Source organism: Pyxidicoccus sp. MSG2 (genome assembly GCF_026626705.1).
GTDB lineage: Bacteria > Myxococcota > Myxococcia > Myxococcales > Myxococcaceae > Myxococcus.
In genome coordinates, this window is the sequence record NZ_JAPNKC010000001.1 from 9,410,207 (window position 1) to 9,427,341 (window position 17,135).

The 17,135-nt window shown below is 70.4% G+C and carries 13 protein-coding genes; 7 read left to right on the forward strand and 6 right to left on the reverse strand.

Translation table 11 applies throughout. The annotated features are described in order from the left end of the window. Positions 1-26: 26 nt before the first annotated feature. Positions 27-1,934, reverse strand: a complete 1,908-nt coding sequence (locus OV427_RS36835) for a sulfatase-like hydrolase/transferase (protein WP_267860906.1) — start codon at positions 1,932-1,934, stop codon at positions 27-29. A 205-nt stretch (positions 1,935-2,139) separates the two neighbouring features. On the opposite strand from OV427_RS36835, the gene OV427_RS36840 reads away from it, so the two are divergent. Both OV427_RS36840 and OV427_RS36845 read left to right on the forward strand, forming a co-directional pair. Continuing rightward, on the forward strand, positions 2,140-3,060 hold the full coding sequence (locus tag OV427_RS36840) for a LysR family transcriptional regulator (protein ID WP_267860907.1): 921 nt from the start codon (positions 2,140-2,142) through the stop codon (positions 3,058-3,060). 92 nt (positions 3,061-3,152) lie between these two features. Further along, positions 3,153-4,727, forward strand: coding sequence for an aromatic amino acid hydroxylase (locus tag OV427_RS36845; RefSeq protein WP_267860908.1), 1,575 nt, complete (start codon positions 3,153-3,155; stop codon positions 4,725-4,727). A gap of 320 nt (positions 4,728-5,047) precedes the next feature. Here the strand turns inward: OV427_RS36845 and mrpC are convergent, their stop codons facing one another. The 3 genes from mrpC to OV427_RS36860 all read right to left on the reverse strand — a co-directional run bounded on the left by mrpC (position 5,048) and on the right by OV427_RS36860 (position 8,494). After that, positions 5,048-5,794 carry a Crp/Fnr family transcriptional regulator MrpC gene (gene mrpC / locus OV427_RS36850; RefSeq protein ID WP_163999786.1) on the reverse strand — a complete coding sequence of 249 codons (747 nt, stop codon included), beginning with the start codon at positions 5,792-5,794 and terminating at the stop codon, positions 5,048-5,050. A 264-nt stretch (positions 5,795-6,058) separates the two neighbouring features. Further along, positions 6,059-7,510 (reverse strand): sigma-54-dependent transcriptional regulator, encoded by a 1,452-nt coding sequence (locus tag OV427_RS36855; RefSeq protein ID WP_267860909.1) that lies wholly within the window; start codon positions 7,508-7,510, stop codon positions 6,059-6,061. 9 nt (positions 7,511-7,519) lie between these two features. After that, positions 7,520-8,494 carry a sensor histidine kinase gene (locus OV427_RS36860; RefSeq protein WP_267860910.1) on the reverse strand — a complete coding sequence of 325 codons (975 nt, stop codon included), beginning with the start codon at positions 8,492-8,494 and terminating at the stop codon, positions 7,520-7,522. A 44-nt stretch (positions 8,495-8,538) separates the two neighbouring features. On the opposite strand from OV427_RS36860, the gene OV427_RS36865 reads away from it, so the two are divergent. From OV427_RS36865 to OV427_RS36875, 3 genes are all read left to right on the forward strand, one after another. After that, positions 8,539-11,403, forward strand: a complete 2,865-nt coding sequence (locus tag OV427_RS36865; protein WP_267860911.1) for a fused MFS/spermidine synthase — start codon at positions 8,539-8,541, stop codon at positions 11,401-11,403. Positions 11,404-11,571: 168 nt separating this feature from the next. Beyond that, positions 11,572-11,832 carry a hypothetical protein gene (locus OV427_RS36870; protein WP_267860912.1) on the forward strand — a complete coding sequence of 87 codons (261 nt, stop codon included), beginning with the start codon at positions 11,572-11,574 and terminating at the stop codon, positions 11,830-11,832. A gap of 166 nt (positions 11,833-11,998) precedes the next feature. Further along, positions 11,999-12,760 carry a MerR family transcriptional regulator gene (locus OV427_RS36875; protein WP_267860913.1) on the forward strand — a complete coding sequence of 254 codons (762 nt, stop codon included), beginning with the start codon at positions 11,999-12,001 and terminating at the stop codon, positions 12,758-12,760. Between the two features lie 9 nt (positions 12,761-12,769). Here the strand turns inward: OV427_RS36875 and OV427_RS36880 are convergent, their stop codons facing one another. After that, on the reverse strand, positions 12,770-14,266 hold the full coding sequence (locus OV427_RS36880) for a hypothetical protein (protein ID WP_267860914.1): 1,497 nt from the start codon (positions 14,264-14,266) through the stop codon (positions 12,770-12,772). A gap of 12 nt (positions 14,267-14,278) precedes the next feature. Further along, complete coding sequence (locus OV427_RS36885; protein ID WP_267860915.1) at positions 14,279-15,445, reverse strand: hypothetical protein; 1,167 nt, start codon at positions 15,443-15,445, stop codon at positions 14,279-14,281. A gap of 153 nt (positions 15,446-15,598) precedes the next feature. On the opposite strand from OV427_RS36885, the gene OV427_RS36890 reads away from it, so the two are divergent. Both OV427_RS36890 and OV427_RS36895 read left to right on the forward strand, forming a co-directional pair. Further along, the gene (locus tag OV427_RS36890) at positions 15,599-16,450 is read left to right on the forward strand and encodes a DUF6782 family putative metallopeptidase (RefSeq protein WP_267860916.1); all 852 of its coding nucleotides are present in this window, start codon (positions 15,599-15,601) and stop codon (positions 16,448-16,450) included. 92 nt (positions 16,451-16,542) lie between these two features. Continuing rightward, complete coding sequence (locus tag OV427_RS36895) at positions 16,543-17,127, forward strand: hypothetical protein (RefSeq protein WP_267860917.1); 585 nt, start codon at positions 16,543-16,545, stop codon at positions 17,125-17,127. Positions 17,128-17,135: the final 8 nt, after the last annotated feature.

Below are 17,135 nucleotides of genomic sequence, written 5' to 3' on the forward strand. Positions count from 1 at the left end.
GCGGTTCCGGCTCCGCGCTGGCAGCCTCAGGGCGTGGCGGGGCTCGCGGCGGCGGACGTTCCCCCGGCGGCCGGCTGCTCCGTCCCACCGCGCAGCCGGCGGAGGATGCGCGGCGCCTCCAGGGCGAAGCGGGCCTGGGCGTCGGGCAGCGGGTTGTCGTGCAGGTCGGTGATTTCCGTGCCGGGCAGCCCCGCGCCGAAGCGAATCTTGAGCTGCTGGCCGATGAGCGCATAGCGGGGCTCCCAGCCGATGGTGGTGAGCAGGTAGCGCGACGCGTCCGGCCTCGTCATCGGGATGCCGTCCCCCAGCCGGGCCGGGTCATGCGTGTCGCCGAGCAGATCGAACAGGGTGGACACCACGTCGATGTGGCCGGTGACGGCGTCCACCTCGCCGGGAGGAAGGCGCTCGTCGAAGATGACCATGGGGACGTGGAGCTGTGACTCCGTCACGTCGCTGGCGTGGCCGACGCGGCCGTGCTCGCGGAACTCCTCACCGTGGTCTCCGGTGAAGAGGACGAGCGGCCGCGTGCCCCGGACGGACTCGATGCGCGACAGCAGTGCTTCCACCTTCGTGTCCACCTCGTAGGCGGCATTCCAGGCGCGGGCCTTCAGGTGCTCGGCGGGCACGCTCGCGGTGGCGAGTCCGCCCCGGCCGTCCCATGCGGGCTGGAAGACGTCGGAGCGGGGCGGGTAGTCGTAGTCGAAGTGCGTGCCGGCGAAGAACAGGAAGAGGAAGAGCGGGGTGTCGCCCGGTGCCGTCTCCACCACGGAGAGCGCGTCCTTCACCATGGCCTCGTCCCGGAGGTGGCTCCTGCCGGCGTAGTCGGTGCGCAGCCCGCCCTGCACGTCGCGGAACACGGTGTCCTTCAGGCCCATCCAGTCGACCGACGACGCGGCGAAGAAGGCCTGGTGGTAGCCATTCTCCCTCAGTGCGGGGAAGAGCAGCGGCGCCCGTCCCGCGCCCACCACCGCGTCGCGCCGCTGGGCCTCCAGTCCGAAGAACAGGCTGAAGAGGGAGTAGTCGGTGGAGCTCGCCCCGCTGTGGTGGGACAGGTAGCGCGTGCCGTCCGCCGCCCGCCGCCACAGGTTGGGCATCACGTCCTCGCGGAAGAAGTCGTCGCGCAGGCTCTCCACCAGGATGATGACGATGTCGGGCCGGCGGGTGAAGCGCACGGAGGCGGGGTCGATGCTCGCCGCGGGGACGCCAGCCTCGGGGCTGACGCCCAGGCGCAGGCCGGAGGCGGACGGGGTGCCGGTGAGCTGCGTCAGCAGCCTGTTCATCCGCACCGGTGCCTGGAGGGGCAGGGTGGTGGCGGCGTGCTGGACGGCGCCGCCGTGGGAGAAGATGAGGTACGCGCTCAAGAGCCGCTCCCCGGCACAGAGCAGGAGGAGCACGAGCGCGAGGCGCAGCACCCGGCGCGGACCGGGGAGCCTCCGCATGAAGTGGACGCCCGCCCACATGTCGAGCCCCAACAACGTCACCGCTCCCGCCGCGGCGAGGAGGACCTCCGTCTGGGACAGCCCCGTCTCGGCCAGGGCGCGCGGCTGCAGCGCCACCGCCAGCACGAGCCCGTTGATGTGGAAGCCGAGCGACGACAGGACGAGCGAGTCCACCCCGAGCAGCGCCACGGCCAGTGCCGCCACTCCCGCCGCCGCGGGCACGTAGTGACGGCCGAGCAGCACCAGCGGCAGCGCCGCCGCGAAGGTGAGCAGCCCGAGGAACAGCGCCTGGACGACTCCGCACGCGAGCACCAGCGGCTGCACGGTGGGCGCGAGCCGCTCGACGGCGGACAGCAGGGAGGCGCCGAAGAAGCCGAGGGAAACGAGCCCATGCAGCACGCACCAGAGCAGTGCGGGGCCCAGGAACGGCCGGGCCTCTTCCATCCGGCGGCGGAGCCCTGCCGCGGCGGGAGGGGCGTGAAGCAATCGTGACATCGCGCTTCCTGCTAGCCCGCCCCTGGCGGATGTTCAAGAAGTGACGAAAGCCCGGCCGCTCCTCTTCCCAGGGGGCGTGGAGCGGGCCTGTGCCCTCCGCTGCCTCGGGGCCCACAGTCCCTTGCGGCATGACGGCGCGTTTCGGGCATCTTCCAGACGGCGGAAGCCACGTGTCGCCCGGGGAGGGCGGTGCGAGGATGGCCGCATGCCCCCGCGCAAGCTCGTCCGGCACCTCGTCTGGTTGGAGTCCTTCGCCGCCGCCGTGGAGGCCGGCAGCATCGAGGCCGCCGCCGAGCACCTGGGGGTGGCCCGCTCGGTGGTGAGCGAGCACATCCGCGCGCTGGAGATGGCCCTGGCGGAGGGGGCCTCCCTCCTGGAGCGCGGCCCCGGCCGCCGCCTGCAGCTCACCGCGCGCGGCGAGCGCCTCTTCGCGGGCACTCAGACGCCGCTGCACCAACTGGACATGAAGCGGCTTCAAGACCTGGCCAGCGCCGAGCCGGTGGTGCGCCTGGGCCTCAACCCCACCCTGTCCCTGTCCCTGCTGGGGAACGTGGCGCGGGAGGCCGCCGCCAGGGGACTCAAGCTGGTGCTCAGCTTCGGCGGCCCGCATGAGCTGACGCGCCAGGTCAAGACGCGCCAGCTGGACCTCGCCCTGGACTTCACGCCCCTGCCTCCCCATGAGGGGGTGGAGTCCGAGTCCCTGCTGCGCATGCCCTTCGTGGTGCTGGCCGGGCCGGAAAGCCCGCTCATCCACGAGGCCGCCTCCCGTCGGGCGCTGCATGTGAAGGAGCTCGAGGGCCAGCCCTTCGTGGACTGGCTGCGGGACGACCCGTACGGAGGCGCCAACAGCGCGCGCTTCACCACCCACGGGGTGAAGGTGGTGGAGGTGGCCCGCGCGGAGAGCTTCCTCCTCATCTACGAGCTGCTGCGCGCCTTCAAGGCCTGTGCGATTGCGCCGGATTTGCGGCTGATGCACCCGTTTCCGCCCGACATCCGCGCCTGGCCCCTGCGCGAGGAGGAGCCCCAGGCCGTGGAGGTGGTCGCCCTCTGGCCCGCCGGCTCGCTCAGCCCCGGTGCCCGCACCCTCCTGGACGGGGTGCGTCATGTCCACCAGCCTCGTCGTTAAAACGACGAAGCCGTCGAATTCCTACGGATTTCCGTTTGGCCCCAGAAGGGATATATTGGCAGGGTAGAAGATTATGTCAGGGGTGCACAACGATGACTCCCACGGAACGAACGATTGCCCGCCTCCCCGCCCACCTGCGTCGCTACGTGGTGGGCCAGGACTACGCGGCGTACACCGCTCGGGATCAGGCCGTGTGGCGCAACATCCTGGGCAAGCTGCGCGGCCACCTGGCGGACAAGGCGCACCCCGTCTACCTGGAGGGCCTGGAGGCGACGGGCATCGGCTCGGAGTGCATCCCCAGCCTGGACGAGATGAACGAGAAGCTGTCGCGGCTGGGCTGGGCGTGCGTGGGCGTGCGCGGCTTCATCCCGCCCGCCGTCTTCACGGAGCTCCAGGCGCTGGGCGTGCTGGCCATCGCCGCGGACATCCGCACGCACGAGCACATCGAGTACACGCCGGCGCCGGACATCGTCCATGAGAGCGCGGGCCACGCGCCCATCCTCGCCAACCGCCGCTACGCGGAGTACCTCAAGGCGTGCGGGCTCGTGGGCTTCAAGGCCATTGCCAGCGTGGAGGACCAGGCCGTCTTCGAGGCCATCCGCAATCTCTCCGTGGTGAAGGAGGACCCGGACGCCAGCGAGGACGAGGTGGCCCACGCGCAGGCGCGGCTCGAGGCGGCCAGCGCGAGCCGCCGCTTCGTCAGCGAGAGCACGCGGGCCAGCCGCCTGTACTGGTGGACCGCGGAGTACGGCCTCGTCGGTGACGTGGAGCGCCCGCGCATCTACGGCGCCGGCCTGCTGTCCAGCATCGGCGAGGCGCAGCACTGCCTCACCCCGGCGGTGAAGAAGCTGGCGCTGAGCATGGCGTGCGCGGACACCGAATACGACATCACCCGGATGCAGCCGCAGCTCTTCGTCGCGCGTGACTTCGAGCACCTCTTCGAGGTGCTGGGCGAGTTCGAGTCCACGCTGGCGTGGAAGCGCGGCGGGGACTTCGGGCTGGCGGAGGCGCTGCGCTGCCGCACCGTCAACCACCTGGTGCTGGCGGACGGGCGCGAGGTGACGGGCCGGGTGCTGGAGATGGTGGCCGCGCCGAAGCAGGTGGCGCCGGGGCTCACCACCGCGCTGGTGCGCATGGATGGCCCGGTGGTCGCCTCGCGTGGCGGGAAGGCCGAGGACGGCAAGCCGTGGAACGGCCCGGCGCTGGTGGCCTTCGGCGCGGGGAAGCTCCCGGAGCGCGGCCCGTTCCGGTTGGTGCTGGAGAGCGGGCTGGAGCTGGAGGGCTTCGCCACCGACGGCGGCGAGGTGCTGGTGCTGCGGGGCCGGCTGGCCGGCCGCGAGCTGGAGCTGCCCGCGGTGGCGAAGCTCTTCGTCAGCACGCACCTGCCCTCGGTGGCGGGCGGGCCGGCGGACCCGGAGTCGTGGGACCAGTGGTTCGGCGAGCTGAGCGCCTTCTCGGAAGGGGACGGCGAGTCCAAGGCGCGCTCGCGCAAGGCCATGGCCCTGCACCCGTCGCTGGCCGCGCTCTACCGCGAGGTCCGCCAGATGCGCGAGGGGCGCACCGTGAAGCCCGAGCGGCTGGCGCAGATTGCCGCCGCGGCCACGGACTTCCCCGACGACTGGCTGCTGCGCACCGAGGTGGACGAGCTGCGCGCGCCCCGCGCCTGAGAAGTCCCGCACGGCTTCGCGCCGAGGCGCGAGGTTGTTCAGGCTCCCGGCATCGAGGCTCGCACTGTCGTTACCGCCGACGCCCTCTGCTCCATGCGAGCCGAGGGCGTTGTCGTTCGGCCTGAGCCCGTTCGATTCTGGAGGGCCAGTGCCCTCTGTTCCCGTGTGGGCGGAGGGCGTTCGTCGTTTCGTGCAATGCGCCGGGCCGAGTGCCCTGACCCCGACACTCCGGCCCCCCGAAAACGCCACGGGCCCGACCCCGCGGTTTCCCGCGCGGACAGGCCCGAGGTTGGCGTCAGCTCCCGTGAAGGAGCGTCGGCTCACTTCTCCTTGGAGGCAATCTTGCGCAGCGCCTTCTGGTCGCGCACGCAGAGGATGCGGCCGACGTTGCCGAGCACGCCCTCGCGCTTCATCTCGTTGATGAGCGTGGACACGAAGGAGCGCGAGGCGCCGACGAGGTCCGCGAGGTCCTGCTGGGTGATTCCGCGCAGGTCCGTCTCACCGCCGTGCGGGCAGCGCTCGCCGTGCGCTTCGACGAGGGTGAGCAGGGTGTCCGCCAGGCGGGCCGGAACTTCCTTGAAGGTCAGGCCCAGCACGCGCTTGCGCAGCGAGCGGACGCGCTCGGCGTAGGCGCGGACCACGTCCACCGCCAGGGCCGGACGGGCCTCCAGCTGGGCGCGGAAGTCACGGCCCTCGATGCTCCACACCTCGGCCTCACCGGCGGCGACGGCCATCTCCTCGATGGGCGTGCCCTCGGGGCGGAACAGCTCGCCGAACAGGTCACCCGGGCGGAGGATGGACACCACCGAGCGGGTGCTGTTCTTGCCGATGCGCATCAGGCGCACGCGGCCGGACTTGAGCAGGTACACGCGGTCCGTGTTGTCACCGGGGCGGTAGATGGTCGAGTTGTGCGGGAAGGACTCGACCTTGAAGTACCCCTTGAAGTCGATGGCCTCCTGGCCGGGGATGAGCTTGTTGGCCGTCACCATCATCCCGGAGGAGGTCGTCTGCAGCGGCGCCACGACGTTGGAACCGATGGGGCCGAGGGGGCGATTGAAACCGTGCATGGGATTCACTCCGGGGAAGGAAGGAAGAGGAAGACTGGCCGCTTGCTTCAGCGGCGGACGGGGGTTTCCTTTTCCAAGTTACGTGCCAGCCGGGAATGAAGTGCCACCAGGGGAACACATTGAGTAATGCCGGGTACTTAGCGCTACAGGACAGGCTCACCCGGGATTCTGTGTCCAAAACCTGAAACAGAACGTTCAAACAGTCTGATCAAGTTGAACGAAACGTTGAATCCGGGGGCTCCATTGTCGAGCCCGCGACAATGTTCAGGAAGCGTCCTTCACGGGGAAGGTGTGCACCTGAGGGCTCTGCCCCTGTGCCAAACCGTACTTCTGGAGCTTGCGCTCCAGGGTGGGGCGGCTGATTCCAAGAATCTGGCAGGTGCGACCCTTGTGCCCCTTGGTGACGGCCATCGCACGGGCGATGAGCTGGCGCTCGGCCTCTTCCAGGGTGGGGATGAGGCTGGCGTCGTCCACGGCCGGGGCGGCGAACATGGCGCCGGCGGGGGCGGGGCGGCCGGCGTCCGGATTCGGAGCGGCCTCCAGCGCCGGCAGGTCGTCCCCGCGCAGCACGTCGCCGGGGGCGAGCACCACGGAGCGGGTGAGGACGTTCTCCAATTCGCGCACGTTGCCGCGCCAGGGCAGCCGGGTGAGCCGCTCCATGACCTCGATGGGCACGCGGGTGACGCGCTTGTGGACCTTCTCGTTGATGCGCTCGAGCAGGTGCTTCACCAGCAGGGGGATGTCCTCGCGCCGCTCGCGCAGCGGGGGGATGAGGAGCGTAATCACCTTGAGGCGCTGGTAGAGGTCCTCGCGGAAGCGGCCCGCCGCCACCTCCTCGGAGAGGTTGCGGTGGGTGGCGGCGATGACGCGCGCGCGCAGCTTGATGCGCTTGACGCCGCCGACGCGCTCGAACTCGCGCTCCTGCAGCACGCGCAGGAGCTTGGCCTGGAGCATCAGCGACATGTCGCCAATCTCGTCCAGGAACACGGTGCCTTCCTCGGCCACCTCGAACTTGCCCAGCTTGCCGGAGGTGGCGCCGGTGAAGGCGCCCTTCTCGTGGCCGAACAGCTCGCTCTCCAGCAGCGTGTCGACAATGGCCGAGCAGTTGATGCCGATGAAGGGCCGGGGCTCGTCGTACGAGTAGTTGTGGATGACGCGGGCGATGAGTTCCTTGCCGGTGCCGCTCTCACCGGTAATCAGCACGGTGGCGTGGCTGCCCGTCACCTTGCCAATCTCCTTCACCAGCTGCTGCATGGACCCGCTGGTGCCCACGATGTCGCCCAGGCGGGCGGCGGCATTCTCGCGGTTGACCTCGTCCGCGCGGCGCGACAGCTGGCGGTACTCCAGCGCGCGCTCCACCACCAGGTCCAGGGCGGCCGGGTCCGGGAAGGGCTTGTGGATGTAGTCGAAGGCCCCGGCCTTCATGGCCCGGATGGTGGTCTCCATGTCGTGGTAGGCGGTGACGAGGATGATGCGCGCGTCTCCGCACAGCCCCTTCATCTCCTCGATGATTTCCAGGCCCGTGCGGTCCGGGAGCATCATGTCGAGGATGACCACGCTGGGCATGCTCTCCTGCGCGGCGCGCAGCCCCGCGGCCGCGCTGGTGGCCGTGGCCACGTGGTAGCGCGGCTGGCCGTCGTGCTCGATCTCCTCGAAGTGCATCTTCAGCGTTTCGAGGAGCGAGACGTCGTCGTCGACGATGAGAAGGGTCTCCATGGCGTCGTCTCAGGTGGCGAACGTCAGCGTGAAGACCATGCCGGGGTCGGCGCTGCCCTCGGCGGCCAGGTCTCCCCCCTGGCCCGTCATCACCCGGCGCAGGGCCGCGAGCGACAGGCCCGCCCCCCTCGCGAGGCGTGAGCCGAAGGGCTCGAAGAGGGTGCCGCGCTCCTCGGGGGGCAGCGCGGCGGCGGGGTCCTTGAGCACCATCAGCACCTGTCCGGCGCCGCCGCGGCGCAGGGCGACCTCCACGGGGCTGTCCTCGGCCTGGCCCATGGCGATGTTGAGGAGCACCTGGGCCAGCACGGGCCGCAGCCGGTTGGGGTCCACCCGTACTCGCGGCAGGTCCGGCTCCTCGTCCACGCGCACCTCGATGCGGCGCTCGGCCAGCTCCGGGGCCACCATGCCGGTGGCCTCCTGTAGCACCGAGCGCAGCGCGTGCGCGTCCAGGTTGGGCGTGGTGTCCCGGCCGTACTCGGACAACAGCCACAGCATCCGCTCCATGGTGCGGATTTCGCGGTTGGCGATGGTGAGCCGCCGCCTGTCCCGGTCCGACAGCCCGGTGTTCCGCGCCAGCGTCTGCACCGCCATCTTCACGGAGGACAGCGGGTTGCGAATCTCGTGGCTGAGCGAGGAGGACAGGCGCGAAATCTGGACCGGCGGCGCGCCCTCCAGCACGGTGTTCAGGTCGAGCACGCCGGCGCAGGCCTCGCCCGCGTCCAGGCCCAGCGTCAGGCGCAGGGGCGTGGGGTCCTCGCCGCCCAGCTGCGAGGAGACGAACTCCACGGCGCGGCGGTCTTCACGGGCACGGGCATCCAGCTCCCGCGCGCGCTCGGCCGTGACGCCGAGCACCACATGGAGCGGACGCTCCAGCAGCTCCGCGGAGGGGCGGCGCAACACGGTGGCGGTATCGCCCTCGACACGCGTCACCCTCAGGCTTGGAGACCAGGCGAGCAACACGGCTTGCAGGAGGTGGGCGTTCATTTGATGGGCCTGAAACATACCGAGTAAGGTCGCGCGCTGTCCCCATGTCCATCACGGCACGTCTTCCGAAGAACCTTGTGGCCTGTCTGCTGTTCCTGTCCGGCGCCACGGCGCTGGTCTACGAGCTCGTCTGGTCCAAGTACCTCGGGAACGTCCTGGGGAACAGCGGACAGGCGCATGCCGTGGTGCTCGCCACCTTCATGGGGGGGCTGGCGCTGGGGGCTTCTGTCTTTGGGCGGACAGCCGACCGGGTGAAGAACCCCCTGGCCCTCTACGGCCTGCTGGAGCTGGGCGTGGGGCTCTACGCCCTGGCCTTCCCGTACGTGCTGGAGGCCCTGGGGGCGCTGTGGCTGGTGCTGGCGCCCGGCGTGCCGGACGGCTGGCGGGTGGCGCCCCGGCTGCTGGTGGCGTCCCTGTCGCTGGTGGTGCCCACGCTGCTGATGGGCGGCACGCTGCCGGCACTGGTGCGGCACTTCGCCTCCAGCCTGGCGGGGGTGCAGCGGGAGCTGGCCCGCCTGTACGCCGTCAACAGCCTGGGCGCGGCGGTGGGCGTGTTCCTGGCGGGCACGCACCTGGTGCCGGCCTTCGGCCTGGCGGCCTCCGCGAGGGGGGCCGCGGGGCTCAACGTGCTGCTGGCCCTGGCCGCGCTGGCGCTGGCGCGGCAGCACCCGCCGACGCTGGCCCCCGGCCAGGCCGCGCCGGACGTGGAGGGCGGGGCCGAAGTGGCCTACCCCCGGGCGGCGGTGCGGGCGGCGTTGGTGGGCGTGGCGCTGTCGGGCTTCACGTCCATGTTGTACCAGGTGACGTGGATCCGCCTGTTGTCCATCGTCATGGGCGCGTCCACGTATGCCTTCACGCTCATCCTGACGGCCTTCATCCTGGGCATCGGCCTGGGCAGCTTCTGGCTGATGACGCGCGGGTCGAAGGTGGACTCGCTGCGGATGTACGCGCGCATGCAGGTGGCGCTGGTGGTCAGCCTGTGTGTGGCGCTGCCGCTGTACGTGCGGCTGCCGTACTACTTCCGCACCGCGCGCTGGATGCTGACGGCCACGCTGGAGACCTGGCCGGTGTACCAGTTCATCACCTTCGGCTTCTGCTGCATGGTGCTGCTGGTGCCCACCTTCTTCATGGGGGCGGCCTTTCCGGCGGCGGCGCGCGTGGCCACGGCGAAGGTGTCCGAGGTGGGGCGGCAGCTCGGCGGCGTGTACCTGTGGAACACGGTGGGTACCATCAGCGGCTCGGTGCTGGGCGGGCTGGTGTTGATGCCGTGGTGGGGCATGGAGGGCAACTTCGTGGCGGGGGCGGTGGTCAACCTCGCCGCCGCGGCGCTGGCCTTCGCCGCGGTGCCGGGGCGTCCGGCCCGCACCGCGCGCGCCCTGTGGCCGGTGGCGGTGGCGGCCGGCCTCACCGTCGTGGTGCTGGGTGGGATGCGGGGCTGGTCGGTGCGGCTGAGCAGCATCTCCGCGCCGCGCTTCAGGGACAGGGTGTCCAGCTACGACAAGCTGGTGGAGGGTATCGAGAAGAGCACCGTTCCCCACTTCTACCAGGACGACACCTTCGCCACGGTGCTGGTGGCGGACATCGCGGGCAAGCACCGGTACCTGAAGATCAACGGGAAGGTGGATGCCTCCACCGGCATCGACATGGAGACGCAGATCGTGGCCGGCCACCTGGGCGCCCTCCTGCATCCGCGCGAGCCGAAGAACGTGCTCGTCGTGGGGTCCGGCGCCGCCATCACCGTCGGCAGCATGCTGACGCACCCGGTGGAGCGGCTCGACCTGGTGGAAATCTCCCCGGCCGTCATCGAGGGCGCGCGCCTGTTCAAGGCCGACAACCGCAACGCGCTGGAGGACCCGCGGACGCACATCCACATTGACGACGCCAAGACGTTCATGGCCCTGGCGCCCCGCAAGTACGACCTCGTGGTGAGCGAGCCCTCCAACCCGTGGGTGTCGGGTGTCTCCGGCCTCTTCACGCAGGACTTCTTCCAGGCGGTGGACCGGCACCTGACGGACGACGGCGTGCTGGTGCAGTGGATCCACGTCTATGAGAACCGGCAGGAGCTCATCCGGTTGGTGATGCGCACCCTGCGGGACACCTTTCCGCATGCCACGACGTGGATGGGCCCCCAGGACCTGGTGCTCGTGGCCAGCCGCAAGCCGCTGAACTTCGACGCGCGGCGGCTCGCCGAGCGCATGGCCCTGCCCGACGTGAAGGCGGACCTGGCGCGGGTGGACATCCACGACGTCTTCGGGCTGCTGTCCAAGCAGGTGCACAGCGAGGACGGGCAGCTCGAGTTCGCCGGGGAGGGGCCCATCAACACCGACGACGACAACATCCTGGAGTACGCCTCGCCCATCGCCTTCTTCGTGGGGGAGAGAGACCACTTCCAGGACGAGCGGCGCTCCCCGGACGGCGGTTCGCGGCTGTTCCTCCACGACTACGTCCGCCAGCACCCGCCCACCGCGGAGCAGCTGGAGCGGCTGTTCCGCAACATGGACCGCCACCACCAGGATTCCGACCCGCTGCTGCGCGGCGTGGCGGCTCGGTGGTACGCGCTGGCCCCGGACAGCTCCGACGCGGCGCTGGCGCTGGGGAGGACGGCCCTCAACCAGCACGACATGTCGCTGGCGGGCGCGGTGCTGGACGCGCAGGTGGCGAAGGGCGTGCGTGATCCGGAGCTGGTGGCCCTCTACCTGGAGATGGCGACCGCGCGCCTGTGGTCCAACCGCACCATCTGGACGCCCGCGGAGGCCGACACGGCGCTGGCGGTGGGCCTGGAGACGGCCCGGGCCCACCCGGAGCACGCCCAGCTGGCCAAGATGCTCGCGGCCCTGTGCAAGGGCCTCCCCGGCGCCCGCTGCCCCCCGGCTCCGTCGGCCCCCGTGGCCACCCCCGAGGCCCCCTGAAAGGCCGCCCGGAGCTGTAACAATGTTGCCAAAATGCGGGAATCACTCAGGATTCCCGGCATCCTCCCGATGACGGATGGAGGGCAGGCGGCAATCCATCCTAGTGTCCCTGCAACCCTGAGAAGTCAGGGTTCGCTTTCCCGCCCGAAATCCCCCCTGGAGACTCTCATGACTGCGCTTCCCAAGAAGACCAAGGCCCTCCGCAAGTCCCGTGGTCAGGGCATGACCGAGTACATCATCATCGTCGCGCTGATCGCGATCGCCGCCATCGGCGTCATCACGCTCTTCGGCGACAACATCCGCAAGCTGTTCGGCGCCTCCGCGGCGGCGCTGGCCGGTGAGGACAACGTGGCCAACGACGGCCAGAAGTCCACCAAGGACCTCAACCAGAAGACGATGAAGACGTTCGGCCAGAACAACACCTACTGAGCCGTTCCGAGTCGTTCTCTCCGAAGGCGTCATCCCTGGCACTGGCCATGGGGTGGCGCCTTCGAGCTTTTCAGCGCCCGAGCTGCCGGCAGGCGCCTCTTCACGGCGGGGGGCTTGACCCTCACGCGACGTGAGACCCTACACCTCCTTTCCGAGGTGGAGGGATATGGCCCTTACGGTGAGTCAGGTGGCCCGGCTGGCGAAGGTGAGCGTCCGGGCGCTGCATCATTACGACGAAATCGGCCTGCTGAGCCCTTCGGAGCGCAGCGAGGCCGGTTACCGGCTGTACACCCAGGCGGACCTGCAGCGGTTGCAGCAGGTGCTCTTCTTCCGGGAGCTGGAGTTCCCGCTGGAGGAGATTCGCCGCATCCTGGGGGACCCTTCTTTCGACCTCCGCTCCGCCCTGCGGATGCAGCGGCAATTGCTGTCGGAGCGTGCCGCGCGGCTGGACGCGCTACTGGGCGCCGTGGACTCGGCGCTGGACGCACTGGAGAAGGGGAAGACCATGGACCAGGAGAAGATGTTCGAGGCCTTCGGCGACTTCGACCCGACGAAGTACGAGGCCGAGGTGAAGGAGCGCTGGGGCGACACGGAGGCCTACAGGGAATCCGCCCGGAGGTCGGCGCGCTACACGAAGCAGGACTGGCAGGAGATGAAGGCGGAGTTGGACCGCATCCAGCAGGCGCTGGCGGAGCAGCTCGATGCGGGCCGCGCGCCGAGCGAGCCGGCGGCGATGGACCTGGCCGAGCAGTGGCGGCAGCACATCTCGAAGTGGTTCTACCCGTGCTCGTACGCCATGCACCGGGGCCTGGGGGAGATGTACGTGAGTGACTCCCGCTTCATGGAGAACATCGACCGGGTGAAGCCGGGGCTCGCGCGCTTCACGCGTGACGCCATCCTCGCCAACGCGGAACGGCACGGCGGGTAGGCCGCACCGTCAGGGCCGCGCCGTCGCGCCGGGCCGCTCCCGCACCCAGAGGACGTACTCGCCGTCCCGGAGCTGCTCGCGCCAGCCGCCGCGCGCGCGCAGTTTGTCGAGCAGGATGTGGCCCGGGTTCTCCACCTTCCAGACGAGGTAGTCCGGGTCATACCGCTCGAGGGCGTCCGCCCAGCCCGGCTGGCCCCAGGTCAGCCGGGTGTAGTCGTCGTGGATGGCCAGGGGGAACGGGTCGTTCCGGCTGTCGATGAAGACCTTGTAGTCCGGCCCGGCGAAGTACGAGATGGAGCCGCCGAGGGCGAAGGGGTTGAGCACCCGTCCCGGTGGCAGCCGGCGCAGCGCCGCCAGGGCGTCGAGCGGAATCCACGTGCGCTTCACGCCCTGCTCCATCGGCGTCGGGTGCGCCGCATGGATGGCGGTCAGCGCCGCCAGGACCAGGGTGGGCCAGAGCGCGCCCCGGCTCCGGGAGGCCCAGCCGTCCAGCGCGTCATCCACCTGCTTCCAGAGGCGCCACGCTCCGGCGCTGGACGCGCCCGCTGTCGTCCGCGCGGCGTGCTCCAGCAGCGCGAGCGCCAGCAGCACGGCGGCGTACGGCGCATGGCGCTGCACCTTGAGGGCGGCGATGCCGAGCACCACCGCGGGCAGGAGGCAGGTCACCGAGCGCGAGGGCGCCCGGCCCACGGTGAACAGCGCCGCGCCCGCCAGCGCGAGGTAGGCCCAGCTCCAGCCCAGGTCCAAATCGAGCGGCCGCCACTCGACGATGGTCTGCGTGGACTCCAGCACCGAGTGGTGCAGGGGATAGAGGTAGATGGCGGGACCATCCGGGCCCAGGCCGGCCGCGAGGTATGCGGCCACGGCGAAGGCAAAGGCGTGCAGCGAGCGGCGCCGCGACTCCGGCCCCGGCACCTCCAGCGCCTGTCCCACGGCGGCGGCGCCGAGCAGGGCGGGGCCCAGCGGCCAGCTCCCGTGGAGGTTGGCCCAGGCGACGCCCAGCAGGGGGAAGGCCCAGAGGACGCGGGAGTTGCCCGCGCGCCACGACTGGACGCACAGCACCGCGACGGTGAAGAGCAGGTGGCCCACGTGGAAGGGGCGCTCCGCCGGCCAGGTGGGGGCCTGCACCAGGAGGACACCGCCCAGCGCGGCCAGGGTGAGCAGTCCGCGGTGCCCGGAGGCGGCCCGGCCCAGGGCCTTCCACAGGAGCAGGATGTTGGCGGCCACGAGCGCGGCGATGAAGAGCGCCGGCCCTCCCGCGCCGAGCCACCGCGCCAGCAGCACGCAGAGCACGCCGAAGCCCCACTCGTGCGGCACCCAGCCGGAAGTCCCGGTGAGGCTGAAGGGGTCCACCCGGGTGAAGCCGTGCTCCAGGATGAAGCGGCCCCCGGCGAGGTGGAAGAAGAGGTCGTAGTGCTTGAGCGGCGACATCGCCAGCCGCGTGGCGAACACCAGCGCGAGGAGGGCCGCCGGCCCGGGGAGGAAGAGGGCGTACCGCGTTCGCATCCGCGCCGCCGGCTAGCGCAGCCCCAGCCGGCGCAGCATCACCGCGCGGATGGAGGGAATCCGGAACCGGTAGATGAGCGCGTCCGCGAAGTAGTGCGCCAGCACCACCGCGAAGCTCAGGGACGTCAGGACGCGCAGCAGGGGCCAGGCGCGCACGACGTCCGCCTGGCTCGCGGACACACCGAACAGGGCCTCCTCCTGGAGCACGCCGTGCACCACGCCCAGCGCCAGCAGGGGCAGCATGCTCGCAATCATCAGCGGGACGATGAGCGCGCGGGGCACGCGGGAGGTGTCGCCCTGGCGAGGCTCCAGCATCCGGGCGGAAATCACGTAGTACTCCAGCCCGTGCATGGCGGGCAGCATCACGTAGCCCCACGAGGGCGCCACCAGGACGAGCCCCGTGGCCGTCGCCATGGCCAGCAGGTAGAGCACCTTCGGCCCGCTCCGCGTCCCCGCGCCCAGCACGGAGCGGAAGAGCACCACGAAGTAGCCCATCCACACCGCCAGCAGGACGGCGAGCGTCTCGCGGGGCAGCACCGCGCCCTGGCCCACGTCGAGGTAGGCGGAGGCGTCGGGGCTCGTGGACTCGGAGACGAAGAGGATGCGCACCAGGAGCAGGGTGAGCATCAGCGGCACGTACAGCTTCTGCAGCTCGCGCTCCTTCGGGGAGGACGCGGGCAGCCCGGCGTCACCTTCGCGCAGCCCGTGCAGCGACCAGAGGCCCCGGTGCTGGGACAGCGTGTGGTGCAGGCCGAACACGTTGAACACCACGGCCACCGCGTAGGTGTGCGCGGTGAGGTCCGCGTAGAAGCTGAAGAAGAAGCCCGTGCCTACCGCGAGCATGGCCAGCGCCCCCGCGAGCACCTGCCGGGGCTGGCCCGGCGCCGCCGTCAGCACGTCCCGGTGCACGGCGAAGAGCAGGAAGGTGAGCACCACGTGCGTGGCATTGCCCAACAGGTTCTGCGCGGTCCACGCCGCCAGGCGATGCGCGCCGTCCGCGGCCGGGGCGGACAGCACGCTGGACGCGGCCACGCCCAGCGCGAGCGCCAGGGGCAGGGCGATGATGAGGAGGTCCGCCCGCGCGGAAAACAGCCACAGCCCACGGAATGCCAGGGTGCCCGGCAGGCCGGGGGCTGGAACGTGGGTCCGGGAAGGGGCGGCGGGAAGCACCGGCGTCATCGGGCGTGAATCCTACCACGCCTGATGCGCACCGTGCCCCCAGGAATTCCAGGCGGTTGGACCGGCCTCCGGGCTTCCCCGTTGAGGGCCGCAACCTTCTGCCACCAGGTGCGATAATCCCGGTAACGGATCACCACATTCGAGGGGGCAGTCATGTCCATCAACGGTATTGGCAGTGGCCGCGGCGCCACGACTCCGCAGACGGTTCGCTCGCCGGACGTCGAGGAGACCCGTCAGCCCCAGCCCCGCACGGCCAACGCCACGCCCCGGACGGGCATGCCCTCCACCAGCGCCTTCGAGAAGCCCCAGGCGGACTACCGCAAGCTGGGCGCCCCCGAGCCGGGTCCGCTCGAGTCCATCGGCAAGGCCGTGGGTGAGGCGGTGAAGGCCGCGGCCGCCGCGGTGGTGCAGGCCGCGGAGGACGCCAAGCGGCTCCAGGACATCAAGGACACCCTCAAGGACTCGCCCACCGGCGCGGCGGCGGTGAAGTACCTGGAGGACAAGAACATCAAGGTCGAGTTCGCCGACGGCGGTGGCTCGTACTGGGATGGCAACAAGATTGTCATCGACCGCACCCGCCCGGTGGACCGCAACGCCCTGACGCTGGTCCATGAAGTCAACCACGCCAAGGCCAGCATCGACGGCCCCAAGGCGGACATCGTCAAGGACACGCGCGCCGACTACGTGAAGAAGATGCTGGACGAGGAGGTGCGCGGCACCGTCGACAGCATCAAGGCGAAGAACGAGCTGGTCGCCAGCGGGAAGACCATCACCGCCACGTACCCGCTGGAGGCCAAGTACAACGAGGCCTACAAGAAGGGCGTCGAGGACGCGAAGAAGGCGAACCCCAAGGCCACCGAGGCGGAGCTGAAGGCGGCGGGTGAGAAGGCCGGCTACGACCGCGTCCTCAAGGGCTTCCAGGACGGCGAGGTGACGACCAGCACCACGGGCGTCAAGTATCCGGACTACTACGGGTCGGCCTGGGACCGCGCCCATCCGAAGTGAGACGACAGGCATTCACCGTGGGCCTGCTGGCCCTGAACATGCTCTACTGCGCCCACGCCCCTTCGCGGAGTGGGCCTCGTGAGGATGAGATGGTGATTGCCAAGACCGAGACGCTGCTGCGCATCGCCCAGGTCGACCCGGTCCACGCCGACACGATGTCCCGGCAGCCGACCACGTTCTCCACGGAGCCGCTGAGCTTCTACGGCCACTTCAAGCTGCTCACCGCCGACGTGATGCTGCCGCACCGGCCCATCCAGTTCCGCTACGTGGATGATGGCAGGCAGGTGGTGGTCCTCTCCGGCCGGGAGCAGGACATCTACAACGTCAACGCGCGCGAGAAGCTCTCTCTCGACGCCGCGCACGTGCCGGAGTACGTGCGCTTCTTCATCGCCAACACCGGGGGCACCGGCCGCCGCGTGGTGGAGAAGGCCGCGGATGTTCCCTGGCGGGGCGATGTGGACACCACGCCCGAGCTGGCCACGAAGAAGGCGGAGGTCAGCGCCCGGCTGCACCCCCTGCACGTCACGGCCGGCGACGCGGGCTTCCAGGCGGTGGCGCTCGTCCTCGAGGACGACGTCCTCCACGAGCTGACACTCCAGATCCGCAAGGACGGCCACGTGGACACCACCCGCTCCCAGGTGGTGCTGTCCTCCCTGCCGGTGCCCGTCACCTTCTAGGCCGGCTC

Coding starts and splice junctions, on each gene's coding strand:
- OV427_RS36835 (WP_267860906.1), bottom strand. CDS start 1,934: ATGTCACGATTGCTTCACGCCCCTCCCGCCGCGGCAGGGCTCCGCCGC.
- OV427_RS36840 (WP_267860907.1), top strand. CDS start 2,140: ATGCCCCCGCGCAAGCTCGTCCGGCACCTCGTCTGGTTGGAGTCCTTC.
- OV427_RS36845 (WP_267860908.1), top strand. CDS start 3,153: ATGACTCCCACGGAACGAACGATTGCCCGCCTCCCCGCCCACCTGCGT.
- mrpC (WP_163999786.1), bottom strand. CDS start 5,794: ATGCACGGTTTCAATCGCCCCCTCGGCCCCATCGGTTCCAACGTCGTG.
- OV427_RS36855 (WP_267860909.1), bottom strand. CDS start 7,510: ATGGAGACCCTTCTCATCGTCGACGACGACGTCTCGCTCCTCGAAACG.
- OV427_RS36860 (WP_267860910.1), bottom strand. CDS start 8,494: ATGAACGCCCACCTCCTGCAAGCCGTGTTGCTCGCCTGGTCTCCAAGC.
- OV427_RS36865 (WP_267860911.1), top strand. CDS start 8,539: ATGTCCATCACGGCACGTCTTCCGAAGAACCTTGTGGCCTGTCTGCTG.
- OV427_RS36870 (WP_267860912.1), top strand. CDS start 11,572: ATGACTGCGCTTCCCAAGAAGACCAAGGCCCTCCGCAAGTCCCGTGGT.
- OV427_RS36875 (WP_267860913.1), top strand. CDS start 11,999: ATGGCCCTTACGGTGAGTCAGGTGGCCCGGCTGGCGAAGGTGAGCGTC.
- OV427_RS36880 (WP_267860914.1), bottom strand. CDS start 14,266: ATGCGAACGCGGTACGCCCTCTTCCTCCCCGGGCCGGCGGCCCTCCTC.
- OV427_RS36885 (WP_267860915.1), bottom strand. CDS start 15,445: ATGACGCCGGTGCTTCCCGCCGCCCCTTCCCGGACCCACGTTCCAGCC.
- OV427_RS36890 (WP_267860916.1), top strand. CDS start 15,599: ATGTCCATCAACGGTATTGGCAGTGGCCGCGGCGCCACGACTCCGCAG.